General features: G+C 74.7%; 11 protein-coding genes. 5 read left to right on the top strand and 6 right to left on the bottom strand.

Annotated elements, in window-relative coordinates:
- The first annotated feature begins 21 nt into the window (after positions 1-21).
- Positions 22-2,598, top strand: coding sequence for an ExeM/NucH family extracellular endonuclease (locus FHX36_RS01310; RefSeq protein WP_110552306.1), 2,577 nt, complete (start codon positions 22-24; stop codon positions 2,596-2,598).
- Positions 2,599-2,712: 114 nt separating this feature from the next.
- Positions 2,713-3,132, top strand: a complete 420-nt coding sequence (gene msrB / locus FHX36_RS01305; RefSeq protein ID WP_110552307.1) for a peptide-methionine (R)-S-oxide reductase MsrB — start codon at positions 2,713-2,715, stop codon at positions 3,130-3,132.
- A gap of 72 nt (positions 3,133-3,204) precedes the next feature.
- Here msrB and hemQ read toward each other — a convergent pair whose 3' ends face one another.
- The 3 genes from hemQ to hemE form a co-directional block, all read right to left on the bottom strand.
- A complete protein-coding gene (gene hemQ, locus FHX36_RS01300; RefSeq protein ID WP_110552308.1) occupies positions 3,205-3,921 on the bottom strand; it encodes a hydrogen peroxide-dependent heme synthase in 717 nt (238 codons plus the stop codon).
- Between the two features lie 221 nt (positions 3,922-4,142).
- Entirely contained in the window at positions 4,143-5,495 is a 1,353-nt protein-coding gene (gene hemG / locus FHX36_RS01295; protein ID WP_183513443.1) for a protoporphyrinogen oxidase, read from the bottom strand.
- A complete protein-coding gene (gene hemE, locus FHX36_RS01290; RefSeq protein ID WP_110552195.1) occupies positions 5,492-6,538 on the bottom strand; it encodes a uroporphyrinogen decarboxylase in 1,047 nt (348 codons plus the stop codon). Before hemE ends, hemG begins: the two co-directional genes overlap by 4 nt.
- A 119-nt stretch (positions 6,539-6,657) precedes the next feature.
- On the opposite strand from hemE, the gene FHX36_RS01285 reads away from it, so the two are divergent.
- The 3 genes from FHX36_RS01285 to FHX36_RS01275 all read left to right on the top strand — a co-directional run bounded on the left by FHX36_RS01285 (position 6,658) and on the right by FHX36_RS01275 (position 9,452).
- Entirely contained in the window at positions 6,658-7,278 is a 621-nt protein-coding gene (locus FHX36_RS01285) for a DUF3000 domain-containing protein (RefSeq protein ID WP_110552194.1), read from the top strand.
- Between the two features lie 120 nt (positions 7,279-7,398).
- Complete coding sequence (locus FHX36_RS01280) at positions 7,399-8,106, top strand: response regulator transcription factor (protein ID WP_110552193.1); 708 nt, start codon at positions 7,399-7,401, stop codon at positions 8,104-8,106.
- 20 nt (positions 8,107-8,126) lie between these two features.
- Positions 8,127-9,452, top strand: a complete 1,326-nt coding sequence (locus tag FHX36_RS01275) for a ribonuclease D (protein WP_258372716.1) — start codon at positions 8,127-8,129, stop codon at positions 9,450-9,452.
- Positions 9,453-9,544: 92 nt separating this feature from the next.
- On the opposite strand, the gene FHX36_RS01270 is transcribed toward FHX36_RS01275, so the two are convergent.
- Genes FHX36_RS01270 through FHX36_RS01260 form a run of 3 tightly spaced genes read right to left on the bottom strand, consistent with a single transcriptional unit; the run spans position 9,545 to position 11,858 of the window.
- Positions 9,545-9,736: a hypothetical protein gene (locus FHX36_RS01270; RefSeq protein WP_110552191.1), complete on the bottom strand. Its 192-nt coding sequence runs from the start codon at positions 9,734-9,736 to the stop codon at positions 9,545-9,547.
- A 26-nt stretch (positions 9,737-9,762) separates the two neighbouring features.
- On the bottom strand, positions 9,763-11,049 hold the full coding sequence (locus FHX36_RS01265; protein ID WP_110552190.1) for a sugar ABC transporter permease: 1,287 nt from the start codon (positions 11,047-11,049) through the stop codon (positions 9,763-9,765).
- 8 nt (positions 11,050-11,057) lie between these two features.
- The gene (locus FHX36_RS01260) at positions 11,058-11,858 is read right to left on the bottom strand and encodes an ATP-binding cassette domain-containing protein (protein ID WP_110552189.1); all 801 of its coding nucleotides are present in this window, start codon (positions 11,856-11,858) and stop codon (positions 11,058-11,060) included.
- Between the last annotated feature and the right edge of the window lie 40 nt (positions 11,859-11,898).

Here is an 11,898-nt window from a genome sequence, read left to right as displayed (position 1 = left end):
GCCTGGCCGCCGAGGAGTCACGTGTCCCTCCGCAGAACCCCCCGCTCCGCCGTCCTCGGCCTGACCGTCGGGGCCCTCGCCGCCGGTGGTCTGGTGACCGTGGCAGCCCCCGCGCTCGCCGCTCCCGCCGACGCCCGGATCACCGAGATCCACTACGACAACGGCGGCGCCGACACCGGTGAGGCGATCGAGGTGACCGCCCCCTCGACCGCTGACCTGACCGGCCTCTCCCTCGTCCTCTACAACGGCACCGGCGGGGTCCGCTACGCGACCCTGCCGGTGGTCGCCGACGGCGACGGCATCGCCGTGGTCAGCTACGCCGGCATCCAGAACGGCGCCCCCGACGGGGTGGCCCTGGTCGGCCCGGACGGCGCCGTCATCGAGTTCCTCAGCTACGAGGGCACGCTGACCGCCGTGGGCGGGCCGGCCGACGGCCGCACCAGCACCGACATCGGCGTGGCCGAGGCGGGCTCCGAGGCGGCCGGGCTGTCGCTGCAGCGCACGCCGGGCACCGACGACTGGACCGGTCCGCTGGCCGCCACGTTCGGCGCCGTCAACACCCCGACCGACCCGGACCCCGAGCCCGAGCCGGGCCCGGGCTGCGACGTCGCCACCGTGACCATCGGGTCGGTGCAGGGCCCCGGCGCGGCCAGCCCGCTCGCCGGCGAGGTCGTCACCGTGGGCGGCACGGTCGTCGCCGACCTGCAGAGCGGTGGCCTCGGCGGGTTCCACGTCCAGGACGCCGGCGACGGCCTCCCGGCGACCTCCGACGGCGTCTTCGTCTACGACACCGACGCCCCCGCCGTCGAGCTCGGCGACCAGGTCGTCGTCTCCGGCACCGTCGCCGAGTTCAACGGGCTGACCGAGATCACCGACGTCACGGTCTCCGTGTGCGGCTCCGGCCCGCTGCCCGAGGCGGCGCCGCTCTCGCTGCCCGCCACCGACGAGCAGCGCGAGGTGCTCGAGGGCATGCTCGTCACCCCGGCGCAGACGCTCACCGTCACCGAGGTCTACGACCTCAACCGCTACGGCGAGATCCTGCTCGCCGAGGGCGGCCGGCTGCTCGCGCCGACCGAGGCGGCCGAGCCCGGCGCCGCCGCCCAGGCCGTGCAGGCCGAGAACGCAGCGCGCTCGCTCACCCTGGACGACGGCCGGAGCACCAACCTCTCCACCGCCGGCGAGGCACCGCCGTTCCTCACCCTCGAGGACCCGGTGCGCGTCGGCGACACCGCCAGCTTCGACCAGCCGGTGGTGCTGAGCTACAGCTTCGGGGCCTGGCGGCTGCAGCCCGCCGACGGCACGGCCGAGGGGACGACGTTCCCGGCGACCAACCCGCGTCCGGCCGCACCCCCGGCCGTGGGCGGCGACCTGACCATCGGCGACTTCAACGTGCTCAACTACTTCGTCGACTTCCCCAGCGAGTTCGGGGACCGGGCCCGGGGTGCGGCGAACGCCGCCGAGCTCGCCCAGCAGCAGGCGAAGATCGTCACGGCGATCACCGCGCTGGACGCCGACGTCCTCACCCTGCACGAGATCGAGAACTCCGCGGTGCTCACCCCGGAGACGCCGTACCGCGCGGTCGAGACGCTGCTCGCGGCGATCGAGGCCGAGGACGGCCACGACTGGGACTACGTGCGGGCCCGCGAGGACACCGACGTGATCACCAACGCGATCGTCTACCGCACCGACCGGGTCACCGCGGTCGGCGGCCCGGCCGTGCCGACCGACGCCGAGCTCGCGGCCTTCGCCAACGCCCGCACGCCGATCGCCCAGACCTTCGACGCGGACGGCGAGGTCTTCACGATCATCGCCAACCACCTGAAGTCCAAGGGCAGCGGCACCGGCGAGAACGCCGACGCCGGTGACGGCCAGGGCGCGTCCAACCCCGACCGGGTCGAGCAGGCCACCGTGCTGGTCGACTTCGCCGCCCGGGTCGCCGCGGCCGCCGGTGACCCCGACGTCCTGCTGACCGGTGACTTCAACGCCTACCGCTACGAGGACCCGATCGACGTCGTCGTGGCCGCCGGCTACACCGACATGGGCCCGGTGCTCGCGCCCGACCAGTACAGCTACGTGTTCGACGGTGGCTCCGGCTCGCTGGACCACGTCTTCGCCTCGGGGTCGATGGTGCCCAAGCTGACCGGTCTGGGCGTCTGGGACATCAACGCCGTGGAGTCCTTCGCCTACGAGTACGACGGCTACGAGCCGCTCTTCGCCCCGTACCCGTACCGCGCCAGCGACCACAACCCCACGCTGGTCGGCCTGGCCACGGTGGCACCGGACGTGCCGGCGACGGCCACGATCAGCGACCCGCGGCCGTTCCGCGGCGAGCGGATCACGGTGACCGGCACCGGCTTCGCGCCCGGCGAGCGGGTCACCGCCTCGCTGCCGTCCCGCGTGCGGGGTCAGCTGGGTTCCGCGACCGCCGACGCCGAGGGCCGGGTCTCGGTCCGGTTCACCGTCCCGGTGGCGCTGCCCCCGGGGGACCAGGAGGTCCGCCTCACCGGCACCTCGGGTGAGACGGCGAGCACCGGTTTCGCGCTGCGCACGGCGCTGCAGGAGCTCCGCGACCTGCTGCTCCGGCTGTTCCGCGGCTGATCGGCAGACCGCGGTGACGAGCCGCTGAGCAGGCAGGACGGCCCCGTCGCCCACTCGGGTGGCGGGGCCGTCCCGTGCGCGGCACCGGTGGCGGGCGCGCCGTACCGTGGGGGCATGACCACATCCGCCCACCAGCCCCAGGTCGTCAAGAGCGACGAGGAGTGGCGCGCCCAGCTGTCGCCGGAGGAGTACGCCGTCCTCCGCGAGGCCGGGACCGAGCGGCCGTGGACCGGTGAGTACGTCGACACCAAGACCGTCGGCGTCTACTCCTGCCGGGCGTGCGGCGCCGAGCTCTTCCGTTCCGAGACCAAGTTCGACTCGCACTGCGGCTGGCCGTCGTTCTACGCACCCTCCACCAGCGACAACGTCGTCCTCCGCGACGACACCAGCCACGGGATGCTGCGCACCGAGGCGCTCTGCGGCACCTGCCACAGCCACCTCGGGCACGTCTTCGCCGACGCCCCGCAGACGCCCACCGGCGACCGCTACTGCATCAACTCGGTGAGCATCACCCTCGCGCCCAGCGAGGCCTGAGCTACGCAGCCCTGAACGCCAGTGGCCCAGGACCCGTCGGGTCCTGGGCCACTGGCGTTCAGGGCTCGATCGTCATGGCAGGTCGGCGACGAGCTCCGCGACCTGCTTGCGGGTGCCGGTGTAGAACGGCACCTCCTCGCGGACGTGCCGCCGCGCGCGGCTGGCCCGCAGGTCGCGCATCAGGTCGACGATGCGGTGCAGCTCGTCGGCCTCGAAGGCGAGCATCCACTCGTAGTCGCCGAGCCCGAAACTGGAGACGGTGTTGGCCCGCACGTCCGGGTAGGGGCGGGCCTGCATGCCGTGCTCCTTGAGCATGTCCCGCCGCTCCTCCTCGGGCAGCAGGTACCACTCGTAGGAGCGGACGAAGGGGTACACGCAGACGTAGCGGCGCGGCTCCTCGTCGGCGAGGAACGCCGGCACGTGGCTGCGGTTGAACTCGGCCGGCCGGTGCAGGGCCATCTGCGACCACACCGGGTCCAGCTGGCGGCCCAGCGTGGTGCGGCGGAACCGGCCGTAGGCCTCCTGCAGCGCCTCCGGGGTCTCGGCGTGCCACCAGATCATCAGGTCCGCGTCGGCGCGCAGGCCGGCGACGTCGTAGACACCGCGGACGACGACGTCCTTGCCGGCGAGCTCGTCGAACAGCGCGGTGACCTCGTCAGCCGCCGCGGACCGCTGGTCGTCGCCCAGCGGGCGGGCCAGCTTGAACACCGACCACATCGTGTAGCGGATCATCGCGTTGAGCTCGTTGGCCCGCTTGCCGATGCTGCGCTCTTCGGTCTGCTCGCTCATGCCCCCATTGTCACGCGTCAGACTTGTCAGTTGACACCGGGCGGCTGTGACACTGACCGGGTGGACGACGAGCTGCCGCGGCGCCCCACGGTGGTGGCGCTGGCCGAGCGACGCGGCCGCTGAGCGCGCGGTGATCACCTCCCGCTGAGGGCGGTCTCCACGCCGCGGAGGCGGCACTGGACGGGAGGTGATCACCGCCGCGCTGACCAGCCCGCTGCGCCTCAGCCCAGCGCGGCGACGGCCCGGCGGGCGTCCCGGATGCACGCGGGCACCCCGACCCCGCCGTAGGCGGCACCGGCGACCGCCAGCCCCGGCACGGCAGCGACCGCCGCCCGCACCGCGGCGACCCGCTGCGGGTGCCCGACCAGGTACTGCGGCAGCCCGTCGACCCAGCGCACCAGCTCGGTCTGCACCGGCTCGGGCCGCTCCAGGTCCAGCAGCTCGGCGACGTCGGCGACCACCGCGGCGGTGAGGTCGTCGTCCGCGCGCTGCAGGGCGGCGTCGTCGCCGAACCGGCCGACCGACGACCGGACCCGCAGCGCGCCGCCCAGGTGCGGCCACTTCGAGGAGGAGACCGTCACGCCCTTGACCAGCCGGCCGGTGACCGGCGGCACCAGCAGCCCGGAGCCCGCGGCCACCTGTTGCTCGGGGAACGCCATCGCGACCACGGCCATCGACGCGTACGGGATGCCCTGCAGCGGCTCGACGGCATCCGGCGCCACGTCGGCCAGCAGCCGGGCGGTGGGGCTCGCCGGGGTGGCCAGCACGACGGCGTCGGCGGTGAGCGTCGTTCCGCCCTCGAGCTCCAGCTCGAAGCCGCCGGCGACCCGACGCAGCGCGGCCACCGCGGTGTCCAGCCGGACGTCCGCCCGCGCACCGTCGACCAGGGCCTGCGGGAGCGACCCGATGCCGTCGCGGACGGTGACGAAGACCGGTCCGTCGACGTCGCCCCGGCTGCGGGCACCGGCGTCCCGCGCGGCCATCGCAGCGCCCAGCAGCGACGTGGCCGCCGGCAGCTGGGCGGCGAGCGCGGGCATGGTGGCGGCGAGCGAGAGGTCGTCGGGGCGGCCGGCGTAGACCCCGCCGAGCAGCGGCTCGACCAGCCGGTCGACGACCTCGTCGCCGAGCCGCTCCCGGAGCAGGCCGCCGACGGAGACGTCGCCGTCCAGCCGCAGCGGGGGCAGGTCGGCCTCGGCGCGCACCCGGGCCACGCCGGCGGGGGTGAGCACGCCGTCCAGGCCGTCGGCGGACGTCGGCACCCCCTGCAGCGTGCCGGCGGGCAGCGGGAAGCGGCCCTCGGGCAGCACGATCGAGGCCTGGGTGGTCTGCGCGGGCACCAGCTGGTCGGCCAGGCCGAGCGCCTCGATCAGCTCGACCGCCTCGGGCACCCGGGCGAGCACCGCCTCCGGCCCGGTGTCGTACCAGCGGCCGGCGAGGTCGACCCGGTCCAGCTTGCCGCCGATGCGCGAGCCGGCCTCCAGCACCAGCACCTCGTCGTCGGGGTGCGTGCGGCGCCACTCCCAGGCGGCGGTCAGCCCGGTGATGCCGGCGCCGACGACGACGAGGCGGCTCACCTGGCCGACAGCTCGTGCACCAGCTCGACCACGTGCGTGAGGACGCCCGGGTCGGTGTCGGGGAGGACGCCGTGGCCGAGGTTGAACACGTGCCCGCGGGCGGCCCGGCCCTGCTCGACCACCCGGCGCACCTCGCGGTCGACGGTCGCCCGGTCGGCGAGCAGCACGGCGGGGTCGAGGTTCCCCTGCAGCGAGTACCCGGGCCCGACCCGGCGGGCGGCCTCGTCGAGCGGCACCCGCCAGTCGACGCCGACGACGTCCACGCCGGCCTCGCCGATCAGCGGCAGCAGCTCACCGGTGCCCACGCCGAAGTGCACCTTCGGCACCTCCGGGGCGGCGAGCCCGTCGAAGACCGCGCGCGAGTGCGGCAGCACCCGGGCGGCGTAGTCGGTGGCCGAGAGCACGCCGGCCCAGGAGTCGAACAGCTGCACGGCGCTCGCCCCGGCGTCGACCTGCACCCGCAGGAAGGTCGCGGCGCTGACCGCGAGCCGCTCGAGCAGCCGCTGCCAGGCCTCCGGCTCGGCGTACATGAAGGCCTTGGTGCGGGCGTGCTCCTTGGAGGGCCCGCCCTCGATCAGGTACGTGGCGAGGGTGAACGGGGCGCCGGCGAAGCCGATGAGCGGGGTGGCCCCCAGCTCGCCGACGAGCCGGCGGACGGCGGTGGCCAGGAAGTCCAGCCGGTCGGGCTCCAGCGGCGGGAGGGCGTCGACGTCGGCGACCGTGCGCACCGGGGAGGCGACCACCGGGCCGATGCCGGGCTTGATCTCGATGTCGACGCCGGCCACCACCAGCGGCAGCACGATGTCGGAGAAGAGGATGGCGGCGTCCACCCCGTGCCGCCGCACCGGCTGCAGGGTGATCTCGGTGACCAGGTCGGGGTCCTGGCAGGCCTGCAGCATCGCGGTGCCGGCGCGCAGCGCGCGGTACTCGGGCAGCGAGCGGCCCGCCTGGCGCATGAACCACACGGGGGTGCGGCTGACCGGGAGGCCTCGGGCCGCCCGGACCAGGTCGGAGTCGGCGGCCGGTCCTGCTGCTGTTCCCACGACCGCCGATCCTCCCAGACGTCCCCGACGGCGGCTGAGGACGCCCGCCGGGCGCACAGCCCGGTCACGGCGGCGCGTCGGGACGCCGCATCCCGGGCCCGGCGACCTACCCTGCGCACGTGGCCCAGCAGCGCACTCGCCCGGACGACGCCACTCCGCCGCCGGCGCAGGCGCCCGCGGAGTTCCAGGCCGCCCTCGAGGCGCTGGCGACCGTACACCCGCGGCCGGAGGTCGTCGTCGAGCACATCCCGGCGCCGCAGCGGCTGGCGCCGTGGTCGCACGCGGTGGGCATCCGGGTCGGCGACCCGCTGGACGACGACGAGGAGATCGCCAGCGGCCGGTTCATCGTGCTGTTCGACCCGGAGGGCCACGAGGCCTGGCAGGGCACGACCCGCTGCGTCGGCTACGTCTCGGCCGAGACCGACTCCGAGATGGTCGACGACAGCATGTTCTCCGAGGTCGCCTGGAGCTGGCTGACCGATGCGCTGGTCGAGCACGGCGCCGTCCACCACTCGGTCGGCGGCACCGTCACCCGCACCGCCTCCACCCGCTTCGGCTCCATCGCCGCTCCCGAGCACTCCGTCGACGTCGAGATCCGGGCGTCCTGGACGGCGGAGGGCACCGACCTGGACAAGCACCTCACCGCCTTCCTCGAGGTGCTGGGCAACGCCGCGGGGCTGCCGCCGCCCGGGATCCACCTGCTCAGCTCGAACGGGCAGCCCGCCGACAGCGGCGCCTAGACTTCTCGCCGTACTCCACTCGGCGTAACGGGACGTGGGCCGAGTGCTCGGACACGCCGGTCATCCGTCGAGTGGTCAGCCCGACCGCTTCCGTCGACCGGTCCGACGACGGGAGGCTGGATGTCCCTGGGCCGTCTCTGGTCCGACGGCGTGCTGTTCGGCCCGCACGCCGGTGCCCTGGTCGTCGACCCGTCCCCGCTGGTGCGCGAGGCCCTCGCCGGGCGGCTGCGGTCGCTCGGTGCCCGTGACGTCGAGGAGGCCGCCTCGCTGGAGGAGGCCCGGGTGCGCGCCCACGTCTCCGGTCCCCGGGCGCTGTGCGTGCTGGAGGTCGACCTGCCCGAGGCCGGCCCGGACGCCGGGCGCGGGGGCGACCCCGGGCGGGGGCTGGACCTGCTGCCGACGCTGCGCACCGAGGGCTGGCCGGTGACCGTCGTCCTCACCTCGGTCACCGACCCCGCCGTCGTCCGCGCGGCGTTCCTGGCGGGGGTGCAGGGGTACGTGCTGAAGACCAGCCCGCTCGCCGTCCTCACCGAGGGCCTGCGGGCGGCGCTGTCCGGGGAGGTCTTCGCCGACCCGGGGATCGCCAGCAGCCTGGCCCAGGGGCTGACCCAGACCGGGGTGGAGGAGGCTGTCGGGGAGCTGTCCGCCCGCGAGCGCGACATCCTGCGGCTGGTCGCCGACGGGCACACGAACAAGGAGATCGGCGAGAAGGTGGACCTGTCAGCACTGACCGTGAAGAGCCACCTGGCGCGCATCGCGCGGAAGCTGGGCACCGGCGACCGGGCGCACATGGTGGCGCTGGGCATCCGCTCGGGGGTCATCAACTGAGCACCGAGCAGACTCGTGCCGTGCACCCGGTCGAGTTCACCGAGCCCACGCCCCCGGCGGAGGCGCCTGCCGCCGTCCCGGCGCCCGCTCCCGAGGCCCGTACGGGCGAGGCCCCGGCCGGCGAGGTCGCCCCGGCTGCCGAGGACGCGCCGACCGCGATCCCGCTGCTGGCGCCCCGCGACGGCCTGCCGCCGGTGATCGAGACCTCGACGGCCCTGGTCGCCTACGCCGACGCGCTGGCCGCCGGCAGCGGCCCGGTCGCGGTGGACGCCGAGCGGGCCTCCGGCTACCGCTACGGGCAGAGCGCCTACCTGGTGCAGATGCGCCGGGCCGGCGCCGGCACCGGGCTGATCGACCCCGTCCCGCTCCCCGACCTCTCCGCGGTGCAGGCCGCCATCGGCGACGCCGAGTGGGTGCTGCACGCGGCCAACCAGGACCTGCCGTGCCTGGCCGAGATCGGCCTGGTCCCCCGCAAGCTGTTCGACACCGAGCTGGCCGCCCGGCTGGCCGGCCTCCCCCGGGTCGGCCTGGGCGCCGTCGTCGAGTCGCTGCTCGGCTTCTCGCTGCAGAAGGGCCACTCGGCCGCCGACTGGAGCACCCGGCCGCTGCCCGAGGACTGGCTGGTCTACGCGGCGCTGGACGTCGAGGTGCTGGTCGACCTGCGCGACGCGCTGGCCGCGATCCTCGAGGAGCAGGGCAAGACCGAGTGGGCCCGGCAGGAGTTCGAGGCGATCCTCGCCGCGGGGCCGCCGGCGCCGAAGGTCGACCCGTGGCGGAAGACGTCGGGGATGCACGGGCTGCGCAGCCGCCGCCAGCTCGGTGTGCTGCGGGCGCTGTGGCAGGCCCGCGACGAGCTCGCCCGCCGGCGCGACATCGCCCCCGGCCGGGTGCTGCCCGACGCCGCGATCGTGTCGGCCGTGCAGGCCGATCCCAAGGACGAGGGCGCGCTGCTCGATCTGCCGGTGTTCCGCGGCCGGGCCAACCGCAAGCTGGTGAGCACCTGGTTCGGCGCGATCGTCCGCGGCCGGGCGCTGCCCGAGGCCGAGCTGCCGCTGCACAGCAAGCCGGGAGACGGGCCGCCTCCGGTGAACCGCTGGGCCGACCGCGACCCGGCCGCCGCCGTGCGGCTCAAGGCGGCCCGGGCGTCGCTGGCCGCGCTCTCCGAGCAGTGGTCGGTGCCGGTGGAGAACCTGCTCTCCCCCGACCTGGTCCGCCGGCTGATGTGGACCCCGCCGACGCCGGCGACCGCGGACGCGGTGGCCGACGCGCTGCGGGCCGGCGGTGCCCGGGAGTGGCAGGTCGAGCTGACCCGCGACCCGCTCACCGACGCGATCGCCGCCGGCTGACCGCGCCCCGCCGGCCGACCGGCGGGTGGGGGTCGGCGGAGTCGAGCTCTGCCCACCGTGGTGGGCAGAGCTCGACTCCCCGCAGAGAGCGCTCAGGTCACCCGGTGGCCTGGCGTGCCCGCAGCTCGCGGACGGCGGCGCGGGTCGTCGGCGAAGGAGCGCAGCCGTTCGGCCTCCACCGGCCGGCCGTCCAGGCCGACCACCGCCCCGGGCCGCAACCGCAGCCGCAGCTCCGTCGGCCCCGGGACGTGCGGGCGCTGCCGCAGCCCGGCCGTCCGGGGCACCCGCAGGCACCCCGGACGGCCGGGCCTCAGTGCCCTGTCGCGGCTGCCCGGCGGCGGGCCAGCGCGTCGACGCTGGCGGCCAGCAGCAGCACGGCACCGGTGATGATGAAGTTCAGGTACGCGTCGACGCCCAGCAGCCCGAGCCCGTTGGCGATGATCGCCACGACCAGACCGCCGAGGACGGCGTCCCGCACCCGGCCACGACCACCGAAGAGGCTCGTGCCGCCGATGACCGCGGCGCCCACCGCGTACAGCAGCGTGTTGCCGCCACCGGACCCCGGCGTCACCGAGCTCAGCCGGGAGGCCGCGACCAGCCCGCTCACCGCCGCCATCGACGACGAGAGCACGAAGACCAGCACCCGGATCTTGGTGACGTTGATGCCGGCGCGGCGGGCGGCCTCGGTGTTGCCGCCCACGGCGTAGACGTGCCGGCCGAAGGTCGTGCGCCCGGCGAGGAAGGTGAGCGCCAGCAGCAGGACGACCACCAGCGGCACCGCGTACGGGATGCCCTTGAGGTCGACGGCGGCCGACAGCGCCCGGTCGACGCTGAGCACCGCGGTGATGCCGACCAGGACGGCGCCGATCACGACGATCCGGGCCACCACGACCACCAGCGGCTGGTTGGACAGGCCGCGGGCGTTCGCCAGCCGCCACCGGTTCAGCTGCAGCAGCGCGTACAGCACGATCGCGACCGCGGTGAGCGCCCAGCCCAGCCCGACGGGCAGGTTGCTGTTGGTGATCGCCCGGACCGTCTCGTCCCGGATCGGGACGGTGCCGCCCTGGCCGATCAGCCGCAGCGTCACGCCCTGGAAGCCGAGGAACAGCGCCAGGGTGACGACGAACGACGGGATCCCGATCAGCGAGACCACCGTGCCGGTGAAGAGCCCGATGACCGCGCCGGTGACCAGCGCGCCCAGCACCGCGACGTACCAGGGCGACCCGGCGTCGGCCAGCAGCTGGGCGCAGACCGCGGCGCAGACACCGCTGACCACACCCGCGGACAGGTCGATGTCGCCCAGCAGCAGGACGAAGACCAGCCCCATCGCCAGCAGCGTGATCGGCGCGGCCTGGACCAGCAGGTTGGTCAGGTTGAGCGGGGTCAGGAAGGTGTTGGGCCGGAGCGCGTAGAAGAGCAGGGTCAGCGCGACGATGCCCAGGACGGCGGGGAGCGCGCCCAGGTCACCGCCGCGGATGCGGTTGAGGTACCCGCGGACGACGCCGCCGAGGGAGTCGTCGGTGCGGTCGCCCTCGAAGCCGGCCGGCGCGGCTCCGCCGGGCTCGACGTTGCTGGTGGGGGTGGTGCTCGTCGACATCGGTGTCCTCAGATCCCAACTTCTGCTGCGGCGGCGGGCGCCATGCCGAGGTCACCGGACCGGCCGGCGGTGATCAGCTCGATGACCTGGCTGCGGTCGACCGTGGAGATGGGCACGTCGGCGGCGACGCGGCCCAGGTAGAGGGCGGCGACCCGGTCGGCGACCTCGAAGACGTCGACCATGTTGTGCGAGATGAACACGACGGCGTGCCCGGTGTCGGCCAGCCGGCGCACCAGGTCCAGGACCTGGCGGGTCTGCGCCACCCCGAGGGCCGCGGTGGGCTCGTCGAGGATGACGACCTTGGACTCCCAGAGCACGGCCTTGGCGATGGCCACGGTCTGCCGCTGGCCACCGGACAGGCTGGACACCAGCTGGCGGACGGACTTCAGCGTCCGCACCGAGAGCCGGGCCAGGGTGTCCCGGGCGGCCTGCTCCATGGACGCCTCGTCGAGCAGGATGCCCTTGGTGCGCTCGCGCCCGAGGAACATGTTCTGCACGACGTCGAGGTTGTCGGCGAGCGCGAGGTCCTGGTAGACGACCTCGATGCCGAGGGCCGCGGAGTCACGAGGACCGGCGACCTGGACCGGGCGGCCCTCGAAGAGGATCTCGCCGCTGTCGATGGGGTGGATGCCGGCGATGGACTTGATCAGGGTGCTCTTGCCGGCTCCGTTGTCGCCGACGAGTGCGGTGACCTTGCCGGTGTAGACCTTCAGGTCGACGCCGTGGAGGACCTGGACCGCACCGAAGCTCTTGTTCACGCCACGGAGTTCGAGGACGGGCGTGCCGTCCCCGGACTGCGGAACGCTCATGGTTGGCCTTCCTGCCTGCGACGAGCCTCGGGGCGCCCTC

It is taken from the genome of Modestobacter versicolor (assembly GCF_014195485.1).
Taxonomy (GTDB): Bacteria; Actinomycetota; Actinomycetes; order Mycobacteriales; family Geodermatophilaceae; genus Modestobacter; species Modestobacter versicolor.
Note: the sequence above shows the minus strand (reverse complement) of the source record. Positions and strands in the feature narration are given on the sequence as shown.